Raw genomic sequence first — 26,045 nt, forward strand, 5'->3', positions numbered from 1 at the left:
GTCGCAAGCGGCCAGACGCTCTTCGCTTTCCCTGAATCCCCGGAGCCTCCGCAAATGAAACCAGCAATCTGTCAGCTCTGCCAAAGCAACTGTGGTGGCGCTAGCGTCCGGGCAGGAGGCGCCGGGGGGTATGTGGAGTTTGCGGATTTCAGCTGCCTGCCCGATGGAATGCTTGGGCACCCCGGTGGTTTCGAGTGGTTCTGCTCCGCACATCTGTCTGCCGCTCAGGCGTTGGCCTATCTGCCGCTGGATGAAGCGCTGGCGAGATTGCAGGCGGCCCTTGCTGACGTTCGTCGTTGAGTCGTTTGGCGCCAGCCGGCAAGCACTAGCGTGCGCGGCGCCATCCTTTCAGAGCAGAAGCAGTAGCAGCAGATTTCCCAGTAGCGAGACCAGCGCCAGGGTGCGCCAGACCTTGACCGGTTCGCGCTCCAGCAGCGGTTTTGCCCGTACCGAGAGTGACTGTCGCTCACCTCGCTCCAGTACCAGCAGCCATTCCTCTGCCGTCTCGAAGCGTTGGCGCGGGTCGGCGCTGATGGCGCGGGTCATCAGTTCGTCGATCCAGGCGGGCAGGTCGGGCCGATAGCGGCTGGCCGGTACCGGGGTACCGAAGCGGGGGTGCTGGAAGGCCTCGATCTCGCCGTAGGGATAGTGCCCGGTGAGTAGCTGATACAGGGTGACGCCGGCGGCGTAGAGGTCCTGGCGTGCGTCCGGGGCGGCGCCGGCAAAGGCTTCCGGGGCGATGAAGCTGGGGGTTCCCGGCAGGCTGTTGGGCGCATCGCGCGACAGACCGGGGCAGTAGGCCAGGCCGAAGTCGAGCACGCGCAGGTCGCCGTCGTCACCCCAGTGCAGGTTGTCCGGCTTTATGTCGCGATGGAGGATGTTGCGCCGGTGCAGCAGGCCCAGCGCGCGCAGCAGACGCGGAGCGATGTCGAGCCACTCCGGCAGCGCCAGGGTGCCGCTCAGGCGCAGGTGCTCGGCCAGGGTCTGGCCCTGGTATTCGCGCATCACGTAGTACAGGTGCTGGCGTTGCGGCAGCGGATGGACCTCGGGGAAGTGGCGTCCGGCAACCCGGCGCAGGAACCACTCTTCCAGCAGCAGCGCCTGGCCGGCGGCCGGGTCGTCCTGGCGTGCCGGCGGCAGGGTCTTGAGCAGCCAGGGTCGTTGCTGGTTGTCACGTACCCGCAGCAGGCGTGACTGGCGCGACTCGGCGACGCTGCGCTCGATGTGCCAGCCCTCGAACCACTGGTTGGCACGCAGCGGCGGCGGCGCCGGCCAGTGTTCCAATTGCGCCAGGCTGTCGCCCAGGTCGCCGTCGGGCAGGCTGTCGACCTGCAGCAGCAGGGCGCTAGCGTTGTCCTGGCTGCCGGCCAGGTGGGCGGCGCTGACCAGGGCGCGAGCGGCGGCGCCGAGATCGGCTTCATCGCGCAGGATGGAGCGGATGCCGGCGTCGGCCAGCACGCTCCAGACGCCGTCGCTGACCAGCAGGAAACGATCGCCCAGGGCGAGTTCGTCGTCGCGGTAATCCACCACTAGATGCTGATCCAGCCCCAGCGCGCGCTTGAGCACATGCTGCATGCCCGGCTGTTCCCAGACGTGATCTTCGCTGAGTCGATCCAGGGCGCCGTTGCGCCAGCGGTAGACCCGGCAATCGCCGACATGGGCGAGGGTGAAGCGGCGGCCGCGCAGGACCATGCAGCTGAGTGTGGTCAGCAGCGGCTGGCCGTTGCTGCCAGCCTGCAGCCAGCGGTTCTGCGCCATCAGCAGGCGTTCCAGGGCCTGGGTGGCGGTCCAGGTCTCGGGCGTGGAGTAGTAGTCGAGGGCCAGTGCCTGCAGGGTGGCGCGCGCCGCCAGGCCGCCATCGGCGCACTGGCTGACGCCGTCGGCGATGGCGAACAGGTAGCCCTTGCTCGCCGCCAGCAGCGGTGCCGGGGTGACCACGCGGATGGCGTCCTGGTTCTCCTCGCGCGGGCCGGCGCCGCTGGCTTCGCCGAAGCTCAGTTGCAGCGGCATGGGACCGCCTCCGGTGTGGCGCGCTCCGGCAGGCGACGGGGCAGGCCGCGCATCAGACTCGCGCCACCGTCATGGCTGCCGAGCCCCAGGTGGTCCGCCAGCGACGCTTGACGCCGTACAGGCCGACCCAGGCCAGCACGCCGAGGCTGGCGAACAGCCACAGGCCCAACTGGTAGTCGCCGGTGGATTGCTTGATTGCGCCGAGCCCCGCGGTGAGGGCAAAGCCGCCGATGCCGCCGGCCATGCCGATCAGCCCGGTCATCACGCCGATCTCGCGGTGGAAGCGCTGCGGTACCAGCTGGAATACCGCGCCGTTGCCGGCACCCAGGCTGAGCATGGCAACGACGAACAGGCCCAGTGCCGCCAGCGAGCTGGACAGGTTGAAGCCCACGCCGGCGATGCAGAGGGCGGCCACCGTGTACATCACCAGCAGCGCGCGGATGCCGCCGACGCGGTCGGCCAGGGCGCCGCCGAGCGGGCGCATCAGGCTGCCGGCGAAGACGCAGGCGGCGGTGTAGTAGCCGGCCTTGACCGGGTCGAAGCCGTACTGGTCGTGGAAGTAGCCGGGCAGGGTGCTGGCCAGGCCGAGGAAGCCGCCGAAGGTCACGCTGTAGAAGAACATGAACCACCAGCTGTCGCGGTCACCCAGCGCCTTGAGGTAGTCCGCGGTGGACTTGGGCGCGGGTCGCTGCGGCGCATTCTTCGCCACGCTGGCGAAGATCACCAGGGTCAGCACCAGCGGAATCAGCGCCAGGCCGAAGACGTTGCCCCAGCCGAACAGGGCGGCCAGGCCGGGAGCGAACAGGGCGGCAAGCACGGTGCCTGAGTTGCCGGCCCCGGCGATGCCCATCGCCTTGCCCTGGTGCTGCGGCGGGTACCACTGCGAAGCCAGCGGCAGGGCGACGGCGAAGGAGGCGCCGGCAAAGCCGAGGAACAGCCCGAGCAACAGCGCCTGGCCATAGCTGTGGATGCCGTGCACCCAGGCGACGCTCAGTGCGGTGATGACGATCACCTGGCCGACGATGCCGGCGCTCTTGGGTGAAGTACGGTCGGCCAGCATGCCCATGAGGAAGCGCAGCACGGCACCGGCGAGGATCGGCGTGGCGACCATCATGGCGCGTTGCTGGGTGGTCAGGCCGAGGTCGGTGGCGATCTGCACGCCCAGCGGGCCGAGCACGTACCAGACCATGAAGCTCAGGTCGAAATAGAGGAAGGCGGCGAAGAGCGTCGGCGTGTGGCCGGCTTTCCAGAAACTGCTGTTCATGGGCGACTCCTTGGGGGCGTCCGTCTGGCAGGCACTTGCTTGCCGATTGATCGGTTGTGTGCTGCCCCGACGACGGGGCGAAACGAAAAAGGCGTCGCAGCACGCCTGCTGTTGGGCAGGGTGATGCGACGCCTTTGTCACGTGCCGATGACCGCCGTTGGTTACCGATGAACAGGGCCTAGCATCTACTGTGCCAGGCAGCGGGAGACCAGCGTTCGCGGGGCTGGGCACGGGTTTTTGCTTTGGGTTGATGGACTTTTTGCACGCTGCTGGAGCAGTGCTGCGCCATATCGGGGCGGGGCGATTGCAGGAGGTGGCCGCGTATCTGGTCACACCCAGCATCCCGAACTATCCCTCATCCGGCGCGTTGCGCCACCTTCTCCCGGAGGGAGAAGGAAAAGCCGCATGGCGCTGCCACGCGAAGTGCCAAGCCGGACCGCGCACGCTTTTTCCCTCTCCATCGGGAGAGGGTGCCGAAGGCGGGTGAGGGATGGCCCGGTGTGCTGGGTGCAGCGAGATTCTGGCGGAGTTGCCGCATGCAATACCGCCGAGGGGATGCCCTCTGCAGATCAGCCAGCTGTTCGCTGTTCATCGACAATGCCGGGGGGGAGATAAAAGACACCGGCGCGCCGGCCTTTGCCCGATCGTGGGCAGGCGCCGGCCGGCACCCGGTGAACGCACGGCTTGTGGCCGGCGCAGAAATGGCTTTCGCCACAACAGGAGTTGAGAAACAACCCGGCAGTCGTCCGGATCGCGGTCCGGCTACCGTCTCCGTCAGAACGGAGCGCAAACGAAAAAAGCGTCGAGTGATCCTGCCTGAGCAGATTCACGCGACGCCTTTGTCGGGGTTGAGGGGGACCGGCTTTGGTCGACCCATGGCCCAGCCTAAGCAAACTACGGGCCAGCAGCTGGAGGGCCCGTAGAATGGCTTTCGCAGGACGAGCAGACGCTCTGCGGCGGGCAAAAAGGGTGCATTTGCAGCTGGCGGTGGTCGCTGCTGGTGCGCTCAGTCCAGCCAGTTGACCTTGCTGAATTTGCTGGCGAAGGTTTCCGGCATCGCCACCACCTTGCTGGTGATGTAGTTGAAGAACACGAAACCGGACTTGGCCATGGCGATCAGGCGGCCGTCGGCGGGGCGGGTGATGCGAAAGGTGATATCGCCTCCGTAGCGATTGAAGTCCATCACGCCGACCTCGAACAGCAGTTGATCGCGCGCGTGGGCTTCGGCTTTGTAGGTGGTGGCGAGGTCGGTGACGATGATGCCGGTGCCGTCGGCCTGGTTTTCCTGGATGCCGAAGTCGAACAGGAAACGTGCGCGGGCCTCGGAGATCATCGAAATCATCGAGTCGTTGGCCAGGTGGTTGGCCGAGTTGATGTCGGTGATGCGCACCGTCAGGTGGGTGGAAAAACAGAACTGGTCTTCGGGAAACTGCAACTGCATGCGGGCCATGGCGGGGTGCATCCTCTACTACTGGATCGGAGGCGCCGCTGGGCTGCGGCTGGCGCAATTCTACGCCGCCGCAGGCTGACTGGCGCGTCAGGAATGATCCGCCAGTCGCCGGGTTTATCGGCCCGCGCCGTGCCAGTTCGGGGCACGTCCTGCCCGCGCCATCGGCGCACCCGACGACCCTGCGGTCGACCGCCGCGCAGGACGACCACAGGGCACCCGTGCTCAGCGGTGCGCGCTGTCCAGCCAGTGGAAGGTCACGCGGCCGCCTTCGGTGGAGGGTCCCTTGTTGTCCAGCACATAGAGCCCGGCCTTGAAGTACAGACTCTGCTTCTTCCAGCGCGGGTCGACTTGCTGGCTGAACTTGCTGCTCTGGCCATTTGCGCTCGACGCGGCCACCTGCAGTTTTCCGCGGCTATCGAGATCGATGCGATAGCCGAACTGGTCTCCGGGACCTACTCCGTCCAGCAGCAGGTGGCTGTCGCAGGCCTTCTCGCCGGGTCGGCGACGGACCACGGCCTCGACCCGGCCGATGCCATCGACCTTGCGATAGCGGATCTTCAGCAGCGGGTCGCGCATGCTGCCGGGCTCATCCTTGCTGTGAATCTGGCCGACGATGAGTTTCTCGTTGCTGGGCAGGCGCTCCACGGTCAGCACCGCGGCCAGGCGGTCGTTGGCGCGGTCGTATTTCCAGAACACCGGTTTGCCGTCGCGGCTGGTTTCACGCAGTTCGCTGCGCGGGTAGGAGGAGCCGGAGGTGGTGCTGCCGGTCACCGGTGCCCAGAAGGTCAGGCTGCCATCGGCGTTGCGCCGAAAGTAGCTGCTGCGGTAGCCGTTGTTCAGTTGTTGGGTGGTTATCAGGGGATTTTCCTGGGTAGCTGGAGTAGTCAGGTTCCAGGTGCTGAGGTCGATCATTAGGTCGGGTTCCTGCGGCCGGATGATTCCGGCCTGGGGGCGCGACTCCTGTCAGTGCTTCGCCATGAACGGACCCCCGGCCGTCCCGCCAGGGGGTGCCGGCCTTTGGTAGCCAAGCGGCGCGCTTGTTCCCCGCCGTTTATCGAGCGCAACGGCAAACGCCGCGATGGTCGGGGTGGCCATCACGGTGCAGGTCACGGAGTGCCTGGGTTTTCCGGCTAGGTGGCGTCTGCCTGACTGAGCTCAGGCAGACGACCGACGGTCAGGCAGCGTCGCGTGTTTGCGCCATCAATTCCTTCTTGCGCTGCGCCATCGCCTCACCGAGGGTCTTCAGCACGCCCTCACCGAGCAGCTTGCGTGCTTCGGGAAACATGCTTTTTTCTTCCTCTTCGGCGTGGTGTTCCACCAGTTCCTTGAGAACCTTGGCACGGCCGGCGAAAGCGGTGCTGGAGGGATCGGTCTTGAGCAGGTCCGGCAGCACCAGGGCCTCGACGGCGCGATGCTCCTCGGTGGCCTCGTGGAACATCTTCTCGTCCTCGCGCTTGCCCGCCTCATGGCCTGCCTGGCGAAACGCCGGATAGAAGATTTCTTCCTCGATCTGGGTGTGGATCTGCAGTTCCTTTTCGATCTTCGCCAGCAGTTCGGTACGGGTCTTCTCGGCGCGGTCGGTGGTGTCCGCGAGCTTTTCGAGCATTCCCAGGACCTTCTGGTGATCGTCTTTCAACAGTTCAATGGCATTCATGGCATTTCCTCGTCAGACGTGGAGCTCGTGCTTGGCTCCTTGCGTACTGAACTGACCGGTGCCCGGTTACCAGCGTTCTCCCTGGCGGGACGGGCGGTAGCGCCGCTCAGCGGGCGCTGCGCTCGTGGGCACCGAGGTCGCAGCGGGCGATGCCGTCGCCATCGCCGTCCTGGGGGCGGGCGGCGCCTCGCTGGTCCTGGCTGGCGCAGCCGCCGACGCCGGCATCGACCGCCGGGCTGCCGGGCAGGGGCTCGTAACTGGGTGCGATCGAGCCATGGAAGGCCACCTGATCCAGCACCTCGGTGAAGATCGTTTCGTTGGCGACCGGCGGCAGGTCGGCCAGGCAATTGCCGATGCCTTCGCTGAGCAGCAGGCCGCGGGCCTCGAAGCGTGCGCCTGGACCCTGGCTGCGACAGCCCTGGTAGCGCTGCGTTTCGGGGTTGTAGCCGCTGAACACCAGGCTGTTGCGCACCTGCATCAGGCCGCGGTTGTCCAGCGCATAGCCGCCCTGGCTCCAGGCAACGGTGACGTGGACGAGCCGCATGAAGGGCGTGCTGTCCGGGTAGAGACCCAGTGTGCCGTTGCCAATGATGGAGGAGTCGAGCGAGGCGCCGGTGCGACCGGTCCGCACGGTGCAGTTGCTCATCTGCACGACACCGTGATGCTCATTGTTCAGCGCGCCGCCTATGCCGCGCTCGGTGTAGCCGCCGAGCGTGCAGCGGGCCAGGCTGGCCAGGCCCAGGTTGTAGATGTCTGCACCGGCGGAGTTGCGACCTTCGCCGTCTCTGCCGTGTGCGGCGTGATTGGACGCCGCGGCGCTGTCGCGCAAGACCAGCACGCCGCTGTTGTGGATGGCACCGCCCAGCGCCCAACTGCTGCCTGCCGTGCGTACCGCGTTTTCGCTGAACAGCGAGTGCCTGACCAGGAGCGCGCCCTGGTTGGCCACCGCGCCACCACGGGCGTGCGCAGTGGCGCCTTCGACCCTGTTCAGGAGAAAGGTCACCTGCTCGACCTGCAGCCGTCCGCGGTTGCGGATCGCGCCGCCCTGGCGCGGGTGCAGACCGTTCTCCAGGCGCAGTTTTTCCAGGCGCAAGCGAGCGCCGGGGTGCACGTCGAAGAGCCGATCCAGCGCGCCGCCGTCGATCCTGCTGGCTTCCAGGGTGATTTCCGGATAGTCGGCCGCGCCAACGATGGTCAATTGGCCGAAGAGGTCCAGATCGCCATGGCGGACGTCTTCATCCTCGAGCCCCTGCGCCGGTTGCTCGAGCAGGTAATGCCCGGCAGCGAGCCTGATGCGATGGCTGCCCGGCGTGGCATTGGCCAGGGCCACGGCTTCGCGTAAGGAGCAATCGCTGTCGCACACGCCGTCGAAACGATCGTCGGTTCTGCTCACGTTGATCTCCAGGGCATGCGCGGCGGGCGTCAGGCAGAGGGCGCAGAGAAGCAGTTCGCGGACGGTGTTCATCGGTATGCCTCCGTTGGGTCGAGGTGCGCTGATGTGACAGCGTTGCAGATACCCGGGGCGCGCTCGGTGGCACGCCGCTTGTCTGCGGAAGGGCAGGGGCAGCCTGTCTGCCCCGCTGAGGGTGTGCCGCTAACGGCTCTGCCTTGCCGCCGCGGCGAGCGGGTGGTTCAGGGCTTCATCCGCTCATAGGCGCCCAGGTCGCACTTGGCTACGCCATCGCCGTTCCCATCGCGCGGGCGGCTGAAGCCGCGCTGGTCATGGCTGGCGCAGCTGCCGACACCGGCATCCACCGCCGGGCTGCCGCGGCGCAGGGCGTGGCTGGGGATGGCCGAGTTGTTGTCCGCCAGCGGGTAGAGGACCTGGCTGAAGATCTGCGCATCGCTGACCGGAGGCAGATCGCCGACGCAGTTGCCGTCTCCTTCGCTGAGCATCAGGCCACGGGCGTTGAAAGTGGCGTTGGCGCCTCTGTTGATGCAGCCCTGAAGTTGGTCCCACTCGCCATTCAGCCCGCTGAAGATCAGGCTGTTGCGCACGTTCAGCGCGCCGTGGTTTTCCACGGCGTAGGTGCCGCTGTTGGCGGCGATGGTGACGTGGATGAGCTGCATTTGCGGAGCGCGCACTGGCGTAGGGTAATTGCGGTTGTAGGGGTAGCCGCTGCCATTGTTGATCGCGCCGGCATCGTACAGGCCATAGGTATCGTTGCCGGTGACGGTGCTGTTGCTCAGTTTGAGTATCCCGCCGTCCTCGTTGCTGATGGCACTTCCAGTGCCATCGCTGGCGGAGTTGCCGTCGAAAAGACTGCGGGCGATGTCGGCGCGGCCCAGGTTGAAGAGCGCACCGCCACTGCTGATGACATCGTCGGTGGAGACCGAGTTGTCGCTGAAGCGGCTGTCGCGAATCATCAATTGCCCTTCGTTGAACACTGCGCCGCCGAGTGCCCAGGAGGTATCGCCGGTACCTACCGAGTTGTTCAGCAGGTTGGCGTGCAGAATCACCAGCGATCCGTAGTTGGCGATTGCGCCGCCGCGCGCCTGGTTGAACGCGTTGGTCGCGCGATTGCGCAGTAGATCGACCTTGCCGAGCGACAGGGTGCCGTGGTTGCGGATGGCGCCGCCGTCGTAGCTGTGGCGTCCATTGCGCAGTTGCAGGCGCTCCAGGGTCAGCGAGGCGCCATCGAAGACCTCGAAGATGCGGTCTATTCCTCCCCCATCGATGATCGTCTGGTCAGGGCCCGCGCCGACGATGCGCAGGCTGTTGTACACGTCGAGGTCGCCGTCGAGGTTGAAGTCATCGTCGAGTACCGTGGTGGTCCAGCCATCATCTTCCGTCATGGGCGCAAGGCTCAGCTGGAAGACTCCGGCAGGCAGGCGGATGAGATGCGAACCCGCGGTGCTGCTCGCCAGGGCGACGGCTTCGCGCAAGGAGCAGTCGCTGTCGCAGCTGGCGTCGTAGCTGTCTTCGTTTTTGCTGACGATGATCTCCAGTGCCTGGGCGGCGAGGGGAGCGCAGAGCAGAGCGCCGAGTAGCAATGGTTTGCTGATGTGAGATGCACGCATGGGAAGCTCCTTGAGTTGCGACCTGGTCGTTTTCCTGGGGTGTGTACAGGCAGCCATGGCTGCGGTGTCAGAGCTCGTAGGCGCCCAGATCGCAACGCGCGACGCCATCGCCGTCGCCATCGCGTGGGCGCGCCACGCCGCGCTGGTCATGGCTGGCACAAGCGGATGTACCCGCGTCCACTGCCGCGCTGCCGGGACGCAGAAGATGGGCCGGCAGGCCAGTGGCGTTGGTATCGATCGGGTAGAGCACCTCACTGAATACGCTGGCGCTATCGACCATGAAGTCGGCCTGGCAACCATAGGGGGAGAGGTCGCTGAGCAGCAGGCCCTGGGATTCGAACTGGGCATAGATGCCTGAACTGCTGCAGTTCGAGCCCTGGTTGCCTACGATCACGCTGTTGCGCACCCGCGCGTGACCGGTGTTGTGCAGGCCACGGCCGTGGTTGGCAACGATGCTCAGGTGCACCAGATAGGCCTTCGGGCTGGAGGGTTCTGCGGAGTAATCGACGCCGTTGGCGAGGGCGCCGCCATACAGGGTGATGTTGCTGCTCAGGGTGCTGTTGCTCATGCCCAGTACGCCGTTGTCGGCGTTGGACACCGCGCCGCCGTTGCCGGTACTGCCGTTGCCAATGAACGCACTGCGGGCAACGTCGGCGAAGCCGCTGTTGTACAGCGCGCCTCCCCCGGATTCGTAGTCGGCCGCGGCGCGGCTGCCGCGGAATACGCTGTCGCGCACCAGCAGGTCGCGAGCGTTGTAGATGGCTCCGCCATGGGCCACCGCCGTGTAGTTCATGCCGCCCCTGCCTTCGAGGTGATTGCGGATGAATTCGCTCTGCAGCACCCGCAGGCTCTGGTAGTTGGCGATGGCGCCGCCTCGCCCGAACGGCTGGGCGAAGCTGACTCTGTTGTTGATCAGGCGCACCCGTTTCAATTCGGCCACTCCGTAGTTGCGCAACACGCCACCTTCGCTGGAGTGAAAGCCGTTGCGCAGGCTCAGATCCTGAATGAGCAGGCTGGCGCCTGCGACGACATCGAAATGACGGTCCAGCTGCCCGGCGTCGATGACGGTGCGGGTCATGCCGGCGCCGAGCAGGGTTATCGCCGCGTAGCGAACGTCCAGGTCGCCATTGTGGTTTTCATGCTCTTCCAGCGGATTGCCCGCGGTGTCCTGGGGCGGTGCGAGGCTCAGCTGATAGACCCCGGCTCCCAGGCGGATGCGCTGGCTGCCCTGGCGCTGGGAGGCGAGTGTGATGGCCTCGCGCAGCGAGCAGTCGCTGTCGCAGACGCCATCGAAGCTGTCACTGGTCTTGCTGACGATGATGTCCGGATGCTGGGCCTGGGCGCCGATGGCCAGCAACAGGAGCCCGCAACCGACGAGAAATCGGGAGCTGTGCATGTCCTTCTCCTTGGTGGTGGAAGGCGGACAAGGCATGGCTTCCGCTGCAATGCATGGGGGTGTGGCGTCGTGCAGTGTAGGTAGCGCAGGAGAGGATTCAGCTACCGTTCGGCGCCTTGCACGTTCGTGCTGACGCTGCGCACCGAACGCTGTCTGCCAGGCGTTCTGTTGGCTGCGCAGAACCAGGGAGTTCTGAAGGATGAAAGGCGGCGCGCCGTCGTGATCGCGCCGCCCGAGAGTCAGATTCCCGGCAACTCGAAGGCGCCCAGATCGCAGCGCGCCTGGCCATCGCCATTGGCATCCTGCGGGCGCAGTGTGCCCACCTGATCGTGTCCGGCGCAGCTACCCACGCCGGCCCCCAGTGCGGGGCCTTCGACCTGAGGAAGGAACCCGGTACGCACGCCGTTGCCGTCATGGGAAGGCTGCAGCACCCGGGTGAACAGCTCGCCGTCGGCGACGCGCAGATCGGCCGGACACAGACTTTCAGCGCCGAGCAGCAGCCCGCGGGCCTTGAAGGTCGGTTCGCCCAGGTTGTCACGGCAGTTGCTGACCTGGCCGTCTGCACTGCGGTTGCCGAGGATGATGCTGTTGCGCGCGTCGACGTCGCCATGGTTGTCCAGGCCGTAGCCGAGGTTGTCCGCCAGGGTGACGTGGACCAGTCGCAGCGACGGTCGGCCGGAGCCCTGCAGGCCGTTGCTGATTACCGCGCCCGGACGCGCAGTGCCCGTACCGTTGCGGAACAGGCTGCTGTTGGACAGCTTGAGGATGCCCAGCTGGCGGTTGCTGATGGCGCTGCCTTCGCCGTCGCTGTGATTGTCGAGCATGGCACTGCGGGCGATGTCGGCATGGCCGAAGGTGTAGACCGCGGCGCCACTTGCCCGCGTTTGCGAACCGCCAAGCGTGCGGTTGTTCTGGAAGCGGGAATCGCGCACCTGCAGCACCAGGGCATTGAAGATCGCGCCGCCGCGCGAGTAGCTGCCGTTGGCCGATTCGCTCTGGTTGTTGATCAACTGGCTGCTGAACACATCCAGCACGCCGTAGTTGGCGATCGCGCCGCCCTGGGTCGGCGAGGTCTGGCTGACCACGCGGTTGTCGCGCAGGTGCACCGAGCGCAAGGCCAGGAACCCGCTGTTGCGGATGGCGCCACCGTCGACCGGGTGCATGCCGTTGCGCAGCCCGAGGTTGCGCAGGTCGAGCTGGGCATAGTCGAGGACATCGAAGATGCGATCCTGGCCCTGCGCGTCGATGATCGTCCGATCCGGCCCGGCGCCGCGGATGACCAGCGAGCCGATGATGTCCAGATCACCGTTGTGCCCTTCGTCTTCGTCCTGGATGAGGCCTTTTTTCATCGGCGGCGGCAGCGACAGGCGATAGGTGCCGATGTCGAGGATGATCCGGTAGTCTCCGGGGTTGGTGTTGACGACATGGATGGCTTCGCGCAGCGAACAATGGGCGTCGCAGGCGCCATCGAAGCTGTCTTCGGTGGTGGTGACACGGACCTGCGTGACGGCATTTGCCGCACCGGCGAATCCGAGCAATGAAATCAGGGCGAGGGTGAAACGGCTTATCGGCATGTCCGGCTCCACTGAGTGGGTTCTATTGGATAGGTGAGGTCGGCGGACTGCGTTGGATCGCCGCGCCGGGAGATGGACCCGGCCGTCTTCAGGAAATTCGTCGCCGTCGGGCGGGCTGATCGACGGCTGAAAGAAGAGGGCCGCGTTGCGCGGCCCCTTGCCCGTCAGGGCTGGACGACGATGGAGAATTTCTTGGCGAAGGTGGCGCCGTTGGCGTCGCGTACCTTGACCATGAAGTCATCGACCTTGCCATTGCCGCTGGCAGGCACGCCACTGATCACGCCGTCTGCGGACAGGCTCAGGCCGGCCGGCGGGAAGCCGCTGGCAAGACTCCAGGTGCCACCGCCGACACCGCCGCGCGATTGCAGCTGCACGCTATAGGCTTGCCCGGCCCGCGCGCGCGGCAAGGATGCCGAGGTGGTGATCAGCAGGCCGTTGGCCGGATGGCTGGCAGCCAGACGGTAGAACTTGACCAGGGCACCGTCGGTGGCACTGTCACCGTAGGTGTGCAGGTAGGAGCCGGCCTTGAAGTAGAAGGTTTCCAGGTCCCAGGAGGGCTCCATGACCATTTCCGCAGGCGTGCCGTTGTTGACCGAGGACGAGGCGATCGCCGGGCCGCCGTTGGGCTGGCGCTCGACCTTGATCTGGTAGGTGAAACGCTCGCCCAGCCTGATATCGGTGGCGATGGTGTTCTGGGTGAAGGGCGGGCCCTGTACCGGGGTGCCCTGCAGCTTGGCGATGACGCGGCCGGTCTGCTTGGTCTGGTCATACTTGTAGTACAGCAGCACCAGGGGTGCAGAGCCGTGACCGTGGACCTGGCCGATGATGACGATGCCGTCGTCGGCCGGCACCTTCATCACCCGCACCTGCGCGTCGAGGATGGCGGTGCCGAAGCTGTCCCAGTTCACCGCGTTGCTGACGCCGTCGATCATCTCGCGCAGTTCGGAGCGTGGATGCTTGGAGCCGCCGGTCGTGGCGCCGTTGAGCGGCGCCCAGAAGTTCATGGCACCGTCGCTGTCGGTGAAGAACGCCGGCATGTGGCTGTAGCCGTTGGGGCCAACCAGATTGACCGGCAGAATGGTCAGTGGTTTGCCGACGGTGTCGTTCTCGGCATCGAACGGAATGGTGATGTTCCAGTTGCCGAGATCGAAGTTGCCGCCTGGCGGCAGCGAGGGGTCAAGTGCCGCGAAGCTGTGGACAGAAAGCAGGCTGCTGGCGAGCAGCGTGCTGGCGAATAGGCGACGCGCGGCCGTCCTGCAAAGTGTTGAAGGCGTCATGCGGATATCCCCGAAGTATGGTGGTGGGGCAGAGTGCCCCTCCCGATGGCGGTGGCGTCATGCCTGTGCATGGCTTGGCCATGGACGACTTCGCAGGATCGTTCCCTCCCGCAGCGCAGACAGCGCCGTGCGACCTTTGTTCCGGTTTTCGCGAGGGCAGGCGACCAGCGTGACCGGTCGGTCAGGCTGGTCGCCGCCAGGATCAGGCCGCCGGGCGCTGCTGGCGCTGGTAGAGAAACTCCAGCACGGCGCTGCGGTACTCGTGGTAGCGGCTGTCATGCGCCAGTTGCAGCCGTTCGCGCGGGCGCTCCAGGTCCACCTTGAGGATCTCGCCGACGGTCGCTGCCGGGCCGTTGGTCATCATCACGATGCGGTCGGAAAGCAGCACCGCTTCGTCGACGTCGTGGGTGATCATGATCACGCTGTTGCCCAGCTCGGCATGAATGGCCATCAGCGAGTCCTGCAGGTGGGCGCGGGTCAGCGCGTCGAGCGCGCCGAAGGGCTCGTCCATCAGCAGTACCTTGGGCTGCATGGCCAGCGCACGGGCGATGCCGACCCGCTGCTTCATGCCGCCGGAGATCTCGCCGGGACGCTTGTCGCGGGCGTGGGTCATGTTCACCAGGGCCAGGTTGTGCTCGATCCACTCGCGCATCTGCGCCCGCGACTTCTGCCCCTGGAACACCTGGCGCACCGCCAGTTCGACGTTCTCGTAGCACGACAGCCAGGGCAGCAGGCTGTGGTTCTGGAACACCACTGCGCGCTCCGGGCCGGGTTCATTGACTTCGTGACCATCGAGGATGACGCCGCCGGTGGTCGCCTGGTAGAGCCCGGCAACGATGTTCAGCACGGTGGATTTGCCGCAGCCGGAGTGGCCGATCAGCGAGACGAACTCGCCCTTGGCGATCTTCAGGTTGACGTTCTGCAGGGCGCAGAACAGGCCCTTGTCGGTGGGGAAGTCGATGCCCACGCCGGTCAGTTCGAGATGTGCGTTGCTCATGGTGGTTCTCCTAATTGGGGAACCTCTGAAAAGGTAGCGAGCGAAGGTCTGGCGAGGCGAAATAATCCGAAAAAGCGCAGTTTACGTAGGGTAAATGAGCATTTTGAGGGTGATTTCAACGACGTCAGACCGAGCGCAGTACTTTTCAGAGGTTCAGCGCAGTACGGCGTTCCTGTCCCAGCTAAACAGGCGCTGGAGCAGAAGCATCAGACGGTCGAGGGCGAAGCCGATCAGGCCGATGACGATCACCGCCACCATGATTCGACCGAGGGAGTTGGAGCTGCCGTTCTGAAACTCGTCCCAGATGAATTTGCCCAGGCCGGGGTTCTGCGCCAGCATCTCGGCGGCGATCAGCACCATCCAGCCGGTGCCCAGCGACAGGCGCAGGCCGGTGAAGATCATCGGCAGCGCGGCCGGCAGGACGATCCGCCGCACGTGGGTCAGCGGCGACAGGCGCAGTACCTTGCTGACATTGTTCAGGTCCTGGTCGATGCTGGCCACGCCGACGGTGGTGTTGATCACGGTCGGCCACAGGCAGCACAGCGCCACCGTGAAGGCCGAGGTCAGGAAGGACTTGGCGAACAGCGGGTCCTCGCTGACATAGAGCGCGCTGACCAGCATGGTTACCAGCGGTAGCCAGGCCAGCGGCGAAACCGGCTTGAACACCTGGATCAGCGGGTTGATCGCGGTGTAGGTGCTCTTGCTCAGGCCGCAGAGGATGCCCAGCGGGATGGCGATCAGCGAGGCGATCAGGAAGCCGGCCATCACCGTGTAGAGGCTGGTGAAGATCTGCTGCACGAAGGTCGGTTTGCCGGTGTAGGGGCGGGTGCGCACCTCGGCGTCGGGGTTCTTTGCCAGGATCTCGGCGTTGCGCTTCTCCTGGCGCTCGTGGAAGGCGGCGGCCTTCTCGCGTTCGCGCATGTGCGCGCTGACCAGTCCGCCGAACTGCTCGGAGACCTGCAGCGGGCCGGGGAACTGACCCAGGCTGGTCTGGATGTTGTTGGCCATCCCCTGCCAGCACAGCAGGAACAGCAGTATGCCGAGCAGCGGCAGGATCACCGGCGGCGCCCAGCGCTTGATCAGCGCGCTGCTGCGCGCCGCCTTGAGCGTCTGCTGGATCGGGGTGGCGATGTTCGGATTGCTCATCGTCCTTTCCTCTTGAAAGCGAAGGTGAGGAGCCGGCGCACCGGCTCCCTGGGTGAGTCAGAGCTTGCTGTCGCCCTTCAGGCCGATGGCGAACTGCTCCAGGTAGGCGTTCGGTGTGCGGCCGTCGTAGACCACGCCGTCGATGGTGTCGGCCAAGGGCGCGCGGAAGCCGTCTTCATCGGCCGGCGGGAAGTCGCTGGCTGCCGCCTTGCCTTCGGCGATCAGCTCGGCGGCCGCTTCGCGGTAGATCTGCGGCAGGTAGACGCTCTTGGCGGTGTCGAAGTACCAGCTGTCCGGCTTGGCGTCGGCGATCTGACCCCAGCGGCGCATCTGGGTCAGGTACCAGACTGCGTCGGAGTAGTAGGGATAGGTGGCGTGGTAGCGGAAGAACACGTTGAAGTCGGGTACCTCGCGCTTGTCACCTTTCTCGAACTCGAAGGTGCCGGTCATCGAGTTGGCGATCACCTTGGCGTCGGCGCCGACGTATTCGGGGCGGGAGAGAATTTCCACGGCCTCGGCACGGTTGGCGTTGTTGTCCTCATCCAGCCACTTGCCGGCGCGGATCAGGGCCTTGACCAGGCGCTTGTGGGTTTCGGGATTGGCATCCGCCCAGCTTTTGGAAACGCCGAAGACCTTTTCCGACATGTTCTTGCGGATCGCGTAGTCGGCCACCACCGGGACGCCGATGCCCTTGAACACCGCGGCCTGGTTCCAGGGTTCGCCCACGCTGTAACCGTGGATGGTGCCGGCTTCCATGGTCGCCGGCATCTGCGGCGGCGGGGTTACCGAGAGCAGTGCCTGGGCATCGATCTGACCGCTGATGTCGCCCTTGTGCGGCGCATAGAACCCGGGATGGATGCCGCCTGCGGCCAGCCAGTAGCGCAGCTCGTAGTTGTGCGTGGAGACCGGGAACACCATGCCCAGGTTGAAGCTCTTGCCGCTGCTGGCGAACTGGTCGATCACCGGTTTGAGGGCATCGGCCTTGATCGGGTGTACCGGCTTGCCGGCTTCCATCGGCACGTTCTTCTTCATCTCTTCCCAGACGGCGTTGGAAACGGTGATGGCGTTGCCGTTGAGGTCCATGGTGAAGGCGGTAACCACGTCGGCCTTGGTGCCGAAGCCGATGGTGGCGCCGATCGGTTGTCCGGAGAGCATGTGCGCGCCGTCCAGCTCGCCGTCGATCACCCGGTCGAGCAGCACCTTCCAGTTGGCCTGGGCCTCGAGAGTGACGTAGAGACCTTCGTCCTCGAAGTAGCCCTTTTCATAGGCGATGGCCAGGGGGGCCATGTCGGTCAGCTTGATGAAGCCGAGCTTGAGTTCTTCCTTCTCCGGCTCGGCGGCCAGGGCCAGTTGCGTGGCCAGCGGGGAGAGCGCCAGCAGGGTGGCGCCAAGCAGGGTCTTGAGTGGGTTGCGGCGGGTCTTGCGCATCGATGAATCCTCGCGGTCAGAAACGAAAAAAGACGTCGCAGCGAGCCTTCCCTGGAAAGGGGGCTGCCGTGACGTCTTTGTCAGTTCGTCCCGATCACCGCCGTTGGCGACCCGAAGACGGATGTGGCTGAGAGGGTTCTAGCAAAGGCCTTGCCAGCTTTCTGAAAGGCTCTTGTCGATTGGATATATTGCTTTTGAATCAGTGGTTTGAGCTCGCCAGTCGGCGTGGCCGACGGGTGTAACGGGGGCTCAGAGAGGGCAGCGGCCAGCAGTGAGTGGAGCGCGCAGCGAGCACGTCAGGGGCAGACTGCTTCTTTCGGGTGCGCAATCGGTGCGCTCCTCTGCACGTCTGTCCAAGTCGTCGCGCAGCCAGCGCAATACTTCCACTTCTGTGAAGCGGCTCGGGTCATAGAGGGCGTAGACGCGCGCCTGGTAGCCGGCGAACTCCAGCGCATGTGGATAGCCGGCCGCGCGCAGCAGCGCGCGGATCTCGTCGAAGCGGGTGTTCAGCCGCGCAGGTTCCAACGGCGCCTGGCCGGCGCGGATGCGCCCTTCGCTCGACAACGTCTGGGCCGCCTGGATCAGGCTATTGGCGGGTGGGGCGATTGAGAGGCTCATCTATGGCTCCTTGAAGCGCTGGATCGCGTCGTGAAAAAGTACTGTACAAATAAACAGTATCTGGCGATAGTACTTTCACTCCCGGTTCACACCGGCGCGATCTTCAGCACAAGGAGCTCATCCCATGTCGAAAATCCTCTTTGCAAGTCTGTTCCTGGCCCTGCTCGGCGGCTGCGCCCAACCCCAGCAGCTGGAACGCCCGATGCCCAACGGCGCCTATCTGGTGATCGAGGGCAGCGAGGCCTGGGCGGTACTGGTACAGGATGGTCAGCGCATGGAAGAGCGCGGAAGGGTGCTGGATGTGGTCAAGCTGCCCGGCCAGCATTCGCAGATCGCTGCCAGTTATGTGATCGAGACGACCAACTGCGGCAAGCTGCAGTGGCTCACCGAGCGCAGCGGTGCGCTGGAGGGCGAGACCCGTCTGTTGTCGCAACAGTACAACGTCGATCTGGATAGCCCGGGTTGCGTGATCAGCGACGGCCTGAGCCGCGCCTGGACGGCGCTGGACTACTCGGGCTCGGCGGTGCCGGCCGGCTGATCCTCAGGACATCTCTGAATAATTACTGCGCTCGGTCGGGCATCGTTGAAGTGATCCCCGACCGTGGGCCCGGTCAAGTGTTCATCCATTCTGCTGCGCTTTTCCCGCTCATTGCGCCTCGACCAGGCGTTGCTTCCAGGCCTTCGCTCGCTACCTTGGCTTCTTAGCGAAGAGGTCGCCGCCACAGCTGAAAGCGGCAGCGGTTTTGGCAGGAAAGGCTGAATGCATGCGGCCGAGTGATTGCTGTAAGCGAGCCGAGCAGTTCTTCTGGCTCGGCTCACTGACCGTGTTCACACACGCACTTCAAGTACACGGGCGGGCAATTGTTCGCACCCTGCGCGCTTGCCGCAGACAACCTGATGGGATTGTCCGCCGCACTGGGCAGCTCGGTCTGACTGGCAGCTTGGCAAAGCCCGGCCAGAGACCGGCCCCGTGGCGGGCTCGTTGCCAAACCTGCAGCATCTGGTCAGCTCGAGGGCGTGCGCCGGGCTTTGGGTTCGGCCGGCGGCAGCAGGCCGTCGGCGCGGAACATCGCCTTGATCCCGCGAATCGCCTGACGTGTGCGGTCCTGGTTCTCGATCAGGGCGAAGCGCACGTGGTCATCGCCATAGTCACCGAAGCCGATACCGGGCGAGACGCAGACCTTGGCCTCCAGCAGCAGCTTCTTGGCGAACTCCAGCGAGCCCAGATGGGCATAGGCCGGCGGGATCTTGGCCCAGATGTACATCGAGGCCTTGGGGTTCTCGACCATCCAGCCGAGCTCGTGCAGCCCTTTTACCAGCACGTTGCGGCGCTGCCGGTAGTGCTCGGCGATGTCGTGCACGCACTGCTGATCGCCTTCCAGCGCGGCGATGGCCGCCACCTGCAGCGGGGTGAAGGTGCCGTAGTCGTGATAGCTCTTGATCCGCGCCAGGGCGCTGACCAGTTCGGGGTTGCCGACCATGAAGCCGATCCGCCAGCCCGCCATGTTGTAGCTCTTGGACAGGGTAAAGAACTCCACCGCGATGTCCTTGGCGCCTTCGACCTGCATGATCGAGGGGGCCTTCCAGCCGTCATAGACGATATCGGCGTAGGCCAGGTCGTGTACCACCAGCACGTCGTACTGCTTCGCCAGGGCGACCACGCGTTCGAAGAAGTCCAGCTCGACGCACTGCGCGGTCGGGTTGGAAGGAAAACCCAGGATCATCATCTTCGGCTTGGGAATCGACTCGCGGATCGCCCGCTCCAGTTCGGCGAAGAAATCCACCCCCGGTACCAGTGGCACCGAGCGCACCTGGGCGCCGGCAATCACCGCGCCGTAGATGTGGATCGGGTAGCTCGGGTTGGGCACCAGCACGGTATCGCCATGATCCAGGGTTGCCAGCATCAGATGCGCCAGGCCTTCCTTGGAGCCGATGGTGACGATGGCTTCGCTGTCGGGGTCGATTTCCACCGCGTAGCGCTCCTGGTACCAGCGCGAAATGGCCCGGCGCAGACGCGGGATGCCGCGCGAGGTCGAGTAGCCGTGAGTATCTTCGCGGCGTGCGGTGGTGCAGAGCTTTTCGACGATGTGCGGCGGCGTGGCGCCGTCGGGGTTGCCCATGCTGAAGTCGATGATGTCCTCGCCGCGGCGGCGGGCAGCCATCTTCAGCTCGGCGGTGATATTGAAAACGTAGGGGGGCAGGCGGTCGATGCGCGCAAAACGGCGCCCGGGACGGGAGTCGGTCATGTCTTCCTCGATGTACGTAAGCGCCCGGAACCGTCCGAGCGACGCTGGCCGACTGAGCGGCCTGGCGGGAAGATAAACGCGCGAGCGCCGGGCTTCAAGCGGGCGATCGCTGGTTTGCGTGGTTTATTGGGGAATTTTGCAGTTGGTGCGTGGCGCTGTGCCTTTTCCTCGCCAGCCGGGACAATTCGCCGAGGGCGGGTGAGGGGGTGTTGCAGCGATCTCCCTCTGATCATGGGTAGGCCTTGTCAGGGCACCCTGCAAGCTGGCGCATCCTTCATCCGGCGCTGCGCGCCACCTCCTCCCGGAGGGAGAAGGACAGCTGTGGGGCGACGGCGCTGTATGGTTCTACAGAGCTGCAGGGCATGCACCGCTTTTCCCTCTCCATCGGGAGAGGGTGCCGAAGGCGGGTGAGGGATGGTTGGCGTAACTCGCAGCCCTGTGAGTGGCTCAGGCGGTGTTCGGTACCTTGCACTCCGCCTCATCTCATCCGGCGCCGCGGGTGAGCGATGTTTTGGCTGCGGAGTGTGCTTGTCGGTGGCCCGAACCCCGAAAGCTTCCAGCCTGCGCTGAAAGCGACGCCTAGCCGCCCAGCATGTCGTGCATGGCGATGATCTGTTCGGCCACCTGGATCAGCTTCTGCTGCCGGCTCATCGCCTGACGGCGCATCAGGGTGTAGGCCTCTTCCTCGTTGCAGCTTTTCATCTTCATCAGCAGGCCCTTGGCCAGTTCGATGCGCTTGCGTTCGGCCAGTTGTGCCTCGCGCGCCTGCAGCTGTGCGCGTAGCGCCTGCTCACTCTCGAAACGGGCCATGGCGACGTCGAGAATCGGTTGCAGGCGTTCGGCCTGGATGCCTTCGACGATGTAGGCGCTGACCCCGGACTGGATCGCCTGGCGCATCACGTTGGGGTCGTGCTCGTCGGTGAACATGACGATCGGCCGGGGCTGGTCGCGACTGACCAGGACCACCTGTTCCATCACGTCACGGCCTGGCGACTCGCTGTCGATCAGCACCACATCGGGGCGTACGGCCTCGACGCGGGCGGGCAGGTCGATGACCAAGCCTGACTCGTCGATGACCTCGAAACCCGCTTCGCTGAGGGCGTTCTTCAGCCGGCCGACCTTCTTCGGTGTGTCGTTGATCAGGAGAATGCGTAGCATGCGGCCCCCTTATCGAGCGACGTGAGCGGCGGCGACAGTAGCACGCGCGTGGATGTCGAAGCTGGCGGCGTAGCCTGCCGGGTCATTGCCGTCCCAGACGCGTCCGTCGATCAGTGTCGAGCGTCGCATCTGCTGCTCGGGCACGGCGATGTCGAGCGCGGCACAGGCATCGCGATAGATATCCAGGCGGTGGATCTGGCGAGCCAGGCCGAGATAGTCCGGATCTTCCCTGAGCAGGCCCCAGCGGCGGAACTGGGTCAGGAACCAGATGCCATCGGACAGCCAGGGGAAATTGACTTCACCGTTGGCGAAGAAACGCAGTGGATGAGCGTCGAGCCAGGCGTGACCGAGGCCATCCTCGTACTGGCCGAGAAAGCGCGGCTGAATGGCGGAGAGCGGGGCGTCGACATACTCGCTGCCGCTGATCAGCTGTGCGGTGCTGCGCTTGTTTTCCTCGCTGGCTTCGATGAAGCGGCTGGCTTCCAGCACCGCCATGCTCAGTGCGCGGGCAGTGTTCGGATAGGCCTCGGCAAAGGCTGCGGTAACCCCCAGGACCTTTTCCGGATGGTCCGGCCAGATCATCTGGCTGGTAGCCAGGGTGAAACCCTGGTTCTGTTCCACTGCGACTGCGCCCCAGGGGCCGCCCGCGCAGAAACCGTCGATGCGGCCGGCCTGCAGGTGGGCCACCATCTGCGGCGGCGGCACCACCAGGGTACTGACGTCTTCCAGCGGATGGACGCCCTGGCTGGCCAGCCAGTAGTTCAGCCACATGGCATGGGTGCCGGTCGGAAGGGTCTGGGCGAAGGTCAGTTTGCGCGCACCGCTCTGGTGCGCACGGGCACGCAGCGCCTCGGCAGTGACCACGCCTGCGTCACGTAACGCAGCGGACAGATTGATCGCCTGGCCGTTCTGGCTCAGGGCCATGAGGATGGCCATTTCGGCAGGCGCGCCGGAAAGGCCCAGATGAATACCGTAAACCTGGCCGTAGAGCATCTGCGCTGCGTCCAGCTCTCCACTGAGCAACTTGTCACGCAGTACCGCCCAGGACGCCTGGCGCTTCAGGTTCAGGGTCAGGCCGTAGGGCTGGGCAAAGCCTTGCGTGGCGGCGACTATCAGCGACGCGGAGTCGGTCAGGGCCATGAAGCCTAGGTCGAGAGCGCTCTTTTCCGGCGCGTCTGAACCGGCCACCCAGGCCAGGGGATTGCTCGTCGTATTGCAGTGCTGTTCGCTCATCGCCTATTCCGCCAGTGAACAAAAAAACGCCGCCCCGACGACCGTTTACCGGAGGTCGAGAGCGACGCCATTGTCGATGAAGCGCTCCGCCGTTGGAACGCTTTCCATGTTCGGCTTGAAGCAAGCGATGTGCCATAACGTGAAAACCCCGCCGGAGCGGGGTTGCCTGGTCATGCGCAAGGAACTCAGCGCTCGATCACGCTCCTCACGGTGTTCTGCGGAATCTGGTGTTTGCGGCCGTCGCTGTCCTCGAACTCAAGCAGCCCACTGTCGCTGTCCATGTACGGTTTGCCCTCGCTGGTATGGACGGTACCGTCGTCGGTGATGATCAGGTATTCGCTGGCGCAGCCAGCCAGACCGACTGCGAGGAATGCGGCAAGAATCAGATGCTTCATGGCGATGCTCCTTGGTTGAATGGCCGCCTGTCGGCCTTGCTTGCACTAAAGCCGCTGGTCGAACGCCCAGCAAGGCGATTTCCGAAAAATCGTCCAACCGCAGCGGGCGGGCAGATGACCGCTCATTTGCGATCTTCCGGCCGTACAGGCAAAGACAGCAGGGCATCTGTCTGCGTTCCGCTTGCAGTGGATGCCGGGGCAGGTCGAAGCCTGAGTGAGGGTGTGGCGCTTGAGCAGAGTGGATAGGACGGGCTGCTGTTGGCAGGGGGCGGGAATCGCCACCCGGACGAAATCATTCGCGGGGGGACGCGTTGATCGGGCCCCGCGCTGCCACAAATCGACGCAGTGCTTTGCGGCGGCGCGATAGCGGTGGGTCAGGAATGAAAAAGCCCCGCGCTGGCGAGCCAGGCGGGGCTTTTCGTTACCGCGAGAGGATTACAGCTGCAGGGCCGGGATCTTGGCCTTGGCAGCAGCGTCCTTGTACTCGGCGATCTGGTCGAAGGACAGGTAACGGTAGATATCGGCAGCCATGCTGTCGATGTTCTTCGCGTATTCCATGTACTCCGCAACCGTCGGCAGCTTGCCGATGATCGAGGCGACCGCCGCCAGCTCCGCCGAGGCTAGGTAGACGTTGGTGGCGTCACCCAGGCGGTTGGGGAAGTTGCGGGTGGAGGTCGAGACCACGGTGGCACCGGTCTCTACGCGAGCCTGGTTGCCCATGCACAGCGAGCAGCCTGGCATTTCCATGCGCGCGCCAGCCTTGCCGTAGATGCCGTAGTAGCCTTCCTCGGTCAGCTGGTGCTGATCCATCTTGGTCGGCGGAGCCAGCCACAGACGGGTCGGAATGCCGCCCTTGACCTGATCCAGCAGCTTTCCGGCAGCGCGGAAGTGGCCGATGTTGGTCATGCAGGAACCGATGAATACTTCGTCGATCTTCTCGCCAGCGACGCTGGAGAGCAGACGGGCATCGTCCGGGTCGTTCGGCGCGCAGAGCACAGGCTCCTTGACGTCGGCCAGATCGATTTCGATCACGGCGGCGTACTCGGCGTCCTTGTCGGCTTCCAGCAGCTTCGGATCGGCCAGCCAGGCTTCCATGGCCCGGGCGCGTCGCTCGAGGGTGCGGGGGTCGCCGTAACCTTCGCCGATCATCCAGCGCAGCATGGTGATGTTCGACTTCAGGTACTCGGCGATGGCGCTTTCCGGCAGCTTGATGGTGCAACCGGCAGCCGAACGCTCGGCGGAGGCGTCGGACAGCTCGAACGCCTGCTCGACGGTCAGCTCGTCCAGACCTTCGATCTCGAGGATGCGGCCGGAGAAGATGTTCTTCTTGCCCTTCTTCTCGACGGTCAGCAGCCCAGCCTGGATGGCGTAGTAGGGGATGGCGTGGACCAGGTCACGCAGGGTGATGCCCGGTTGCAGCTTGCCCTTGAAGCGCACCAGTACCGACTCCGGCATGTCCAGCGGCATGACGCCGGTGGCAGCGGCGAAGGCGACCAGGCCGGAACCGGCTGGGAAGGAGATGCCCATCGGGAAGCGGGTGTGCGAGTCGCCACCGGTGCCGACGGTGTCCGGCAGCAGCATGCGGTTCAGCCAGCTGTGGATGATGCCGTCACCCGGACGCAGGGACACGCCGCTGCGGTTCATGATGAAGTCCGGCAGGGTGTGGTGGGTGGTGACGTCGATCGGCTTCGGATAGGCCGCGGTGTGGCAGAAGGACTGCATCACCAGATCAGCGGAGAAGCCCAGGCAAGCCAGGTCCTTCAGCTCGTCGCGGGTCATCGGGCCGGTGGTGTCCTGGGAACCGACGGTGGTCATCTTCGGCTCGCAATAGGTGCCCGGACGCACGCCCTGGCCTTCCTGCAGGCCGCAGGCACGACCGACCATCTTCTGGGCCAGGGTGAAGCCCTTGCCACTGTCAGCCGGGGCTTCCGGCTTCTTGAACAGGGTCGACGGCGCCAGGCCCAGTTCGGCACGCGCCTTCTCGGTCAGGCCGCGGCCGATGATCAGCGGAATACGGCCACCGGCGCGTACTTCGTCGAGCAGCACGTCGGTCTTCAGCTGGAAGGTGGTGACCAGCTCGTCGCTGCCATTGCGACGTACTTCGCCCTTGAGCGGGTAGACGTCGATGACGTCGCCCATGGCCAGGTTGCTGCAATCGAACTCGATCGGCAGGGCACCGGCGTCTTCCATGGTGTTGTAGAAGATCGGGGCGATCTTGGTGCCGAAGCAGAAACCACCGGCGCGCTTGTTCGGTACGAACGGAATGTCGTCACCGAAGAACCACAGCACCGAGTTGGTGGCGGATTTGCGCGAGGAGCCGGTACCGACCACGTCACCGACGTAGGCGACCGGGAAGCCTTTGGCTTTCAGTGCTTCCATCTGCTTGATCGGGCCAACCGAGCCGGGAACGTCCGGGTTGATGCCGTCACGAGCCATTTTCAGCATGGCCAGGGCGTGCAGCGGGATGTCCGGGCGCGACCAGGCGTCAGGTGCCGGCGACAGGTCGTCGGTGTTGGTTTCGCCGGTGACCTTGAATACGGTCAGGCTGACTTTTTCGGGCACTGCCGGGCGGCTGGTGAACCACTCGCCGTCGGCCCAGGACTGCATGACGGCCTTGGCGGCAGCATTGCCGGCCTTGGCTTTTTCGGCGACGTCGTGGAAGGCGTCGAACATCAGCAGGGTGTGTTTGAGTTTCTCGGCGGCCACTTGCGCCAGATCGGTGTCCAGCGCTTCGACCAGGGTGGCAATGTTGTAGCCGCCCTGCATGGTGCCGAGCAGCTCGACGGCGTGCTGCTTGCTGACCAGCGGCGAGGTGGCCTCACCGTTGACGATGGCAGAGAGGAAACCGGCTTTGACGTAGGCGGCTTCGTCAACGCCCGGCGGGACACGATTGGTCAGCAGATCAAGCAGATAGGCTTCTTCGCCAGCGGGCGGGTTCTTCAGCAGTTCAACCAGACCTGCAGTCTGCTCGGCGTTCAGCGGCTGGGGCACGATGCCCTGAGCGGCACGCTCTTCTACGTGTTTGCGATAGGCTTCAAGCACAGTATTTCCCTCATCAGTAGTCCCAAGGGGTGTCCGGGACGTTTTGCGAAATTCCCAGGAGTCCTGCGCGCACAGCGACTTTTTGAGTCGCCCGGCCAGGGCTGCAAGGGACTTCCACCAAAGAAGCTGCTTTCAA

The 26,045-nt window shown here is 65.0% G+C and carries 20 protein-coding genes; 1 reads left to right on the top strand and 19 read right to left on the bottom strand.

Translation table 11 applies throughout. The features are described 5' to 3' along the window. Nucleotides 1-348 precede the first annotated feature (348 nt). The 14 genes from DBO85_RS14135 to DBO85_RS14200 form a co-directional block, all read right to left on the bottom strand. Nucleotides 349-2,010, bottom strand: coding sequence for a bifunctional protein-serine/threonine kinase/phosphatase (locus DBO85_RS14135; RefSeq protein WP_108107911.1), 1,662 nt, complete (start codon nt 2,008-2,010; stop codon nt 349-351). Nucleotides 2,011-2,062: 52 nt separating this feature from the next. Next, complete coding sequence (locus DBO85_RS14140) at nt 2,063-3,274, bottom strand: MFS transporter (protein WP_108107912.1); 1,212 nt, start codon at nt 3,272-3,274, stop codon at nt 2,063-2,065. A 1,006-nt stretch (nt 3,275-4,280) separates the two neighbouring features. Beyond that, a complete protein-coding gene (locus DBO85_RS14145; protein ID WP_108107913.1) occupies nt 4,281-4,724 on the bottom strand; it encodes a thioesterase family protein in 444 nt (147 codons plus the stop codon). Between the two features lie 222 nt (nt 4,725-4,946). Continuing rightward, nucleotides 4,947-5,636 carry a polysaccharide lyase family 7 protein gene (locus DBO85_RS14150; protein ID WP_108107914.1) on the bottom strand — a complete coding sequence of 230 codons (690 nt, stop codon included), beginning with the start codon at nt 5,634-5,636 and terminating at the stop codon, nt 4,947-4,949. A 262-nt stretch (nt 5,637-5,898) separates the two neighbouring features. Continuing rightward, nucleotides 5,899-6,378, bottom strand: coding sequence for a hemerythrin domain-containing protein (locus DBO85_RS14155; RefSeq protein ID WP_108107915.1), 480 nt, complete (start codon nt 6,376-6,378; stop codon nt 5,899-5,901). A gap of 106 nt (nt 6,379-6,484) precedes the next feature. Beyond that, nucleotides 6,485-7,843 carry a CSLREA domain-containing protein gene (locus tag DBO85_RS14160; protein WP_108107916.1) on the bottom strand — a complete coding sequence of 453 codons (1,359 nt, stop codon included), beginning with the start codon at nt 7,841-7,843 and terminating at the stop codon, nt 6,485-6,487. 167 nt (nt 7,844-8,010) lie between these two features. Continuing rightward, nucleotides 8,011-9,399: a choice-of-anchor Q domain-containing protein gene (locus DBO85_RS14165; protein ID WP_108107917.1), complete on the bottom strand. Its 1,389-nt coding sequence runs from the start codon at nt 9,397-9,399 to the stop codon at nt 8,011-8,013. Nucleotides 9,400-9,466: 67 nt separating this feature from the next. After that, on the bottom strand, nt 9,467-10,795 hold the full coding sequence (locus tag DBO85_RS14170) for a CSLREA domain-containing protein (protein WP_108107918.1): 1,329 nt from the start codon (nt 10,793-10,795) through the stop codon (nt 9,467-9,469). Between the two features lie 239 nt (nt 10,796-11,034). Continuing rightward, nucleotides 11,035-12,369 (bottom strand): CSLREA domain-containing protein, encoded by a 1,335-nt coding sequence (locus DBO85_RS14175; RefSeq protein WP_108107919.1) that lies wholly within the window; start codon nt 12,367-12,369, stop codon nt 11,035-11,037. A gap of 164 nt (nt 12,370-12,533) precedes the next feature. Further along, nucleotides 12,534-13,646, bottom strand: a complete 1,113-nt coding sequence (locus DBO85_RS14180) for a polysaccharide lyase family 7 protein (protein WP_108107920.1) — start codon at nt 13,644-13,646, stop codon at nt 12,534-12,536. 202 nt (nt 13,647-13,848) lie between these two features. Continuing rightward, entirely contained in the window at nt 13,849-14,643 is a 795-nt protein-coding gene (locus tag DBO85_RS14185) for an ABC transporter ATP-binding protein (protein ID WP_108107921.1), read from the bottom strand. Nucleotides 14,644-14,796: 153 nt separating this feature from the next. Beyond that, nucleotides 14,797-15,789 (bottom strand): ABC transporter permease, encoded by a 993-nt coding sequence (locus DBO85_RS14190; protein ID WP_108107922.1) that lies wholly within the window; start codon nt 15,787-15,789, stop codon nt 14,797-14,799. 57 nt (nt 15,790-15,846) lie between these two features. Continuing rightward, entirely contained in the window at nt 15,847-17,217 is a 1,371-nt protein-coding gene (locus tag DBO85_RS14195) for a CmpA/NrtA family ABC transporter substrate-binding protein (RefSeq protein WP_108107923.1), read from the bottom strand. 249 nt (nt 17,218-17,466) lie between these two features. Next, nucleotides 17,467-17,835, bottom strand: coding sequence for a transcriptional regulator (locus DBO85_RS14200; RefSeq protein ID WP_108107924.1), 369 nt, complete (start codon nt 17,833-17,835; stop codon nt 17,467-17,469). A 124-nt stretch (nt 17,836-17,959) separates the two neighbouring features. On the opposite strand from DBO85_RS14200, the gene DBO85_RS14205 reads away from it, so the two are divergent. Beyond that, nucleotides 17,960-18,373, top strand: coding sequence for a hypothetical protein (locus DBO85_RS14205; RefSeq protein ID WP_108107925.1), 414 nt, complete (start codon nt 17,960-17,962; stop codon nt 18,371-18,373). A 466-nt stretch (nt 18,374-18,839) separates the two neighbouring features. On the opposite strand, the gene alaC is transcribed toward DBO85_RS14205, so the two are convergent. The 5 genes from alaC to acnB all read right to left on the bottom strand — a co-directional run bounded on the left by alaC (nt 18,840) and on the right by acnB (nt 25,909). Further along, nucleotides 18,840-20,081: an alanine transaminase gene (gene alaC, locus DBO85_RS14210; RefSeq protein WP_108107926.1), complete on the bottom strand. Its 1,242-nt coding sequence runs from the start codon at nt 20,079-20,081 to the stop codon at nt 18,840-18,842. Nucleotides 20,082-20,660: 579 nt separating this feature from the next. Then, nucleotides 20,661-21,239: an ANTAR domain-containing response regulator gene (locus tag DBO85_RS14215; RefSeq protein WP_108107927.1), complete on the bottom strand. Its 579-nt coding sequence runs from the start codon at nt 21,237-21,239 to the stop codon at nt 20,661-20,663. Between the two features lie 9 nt (nt 21,240-21,248). Next, on the bottom strand, nt 21,249-22,472 hold the full coding sequence (locus DBO85_RS14220; protein WP_108107928.1) for a CmpA/NrtA family ABC transporter substrate-binding protein: 1,224 nt from the start codon (nt 22,470-22,472) through the stop codon (nt 21,249-21,251). 185 nt (nt 22,473-22,657) lie between these two features. Then, nucleotides 22,658-22,867, bottom strand: a complete 210-nt coding sequence (locus tag DBO85_RS14225) for a YgdI/YgdR family lipoprotein (RefSeq protein ID WP_108107929.1) — start codon at nt 22,865-22,867, stop codon at nt 22,658-22,660. A 435-nt stretch (nt 22,868-23,302) separates the two neighbouring features. Beyond that, complete coding sequence (gene acnB / locus DBO85_RS14230; RefSeq protein ID WP_108107930.1) at nt 23,303-25,909, bottom strand: bifunctional aconitate hydratase 2/2-methylisocitrate dehydratase; 2,607 nt, start codon at nt 25,907-25,909, stop codon at nt 23,303-23,305. Between the last annotated feature and the right edge of the window lie 136 nt (nt 25,910-26,045).

This window comes from Pseudomonas mangrovi (genome assembly GCF_003052585.1).
GTDB classification, from domain to species: Bacteria; Pseudomonadota; Gammaproteobacteria; order Pseudomonadales; family Pseudomonadaceae; genus Aquipseudomonas; species Aquipseudomonas mangrovi.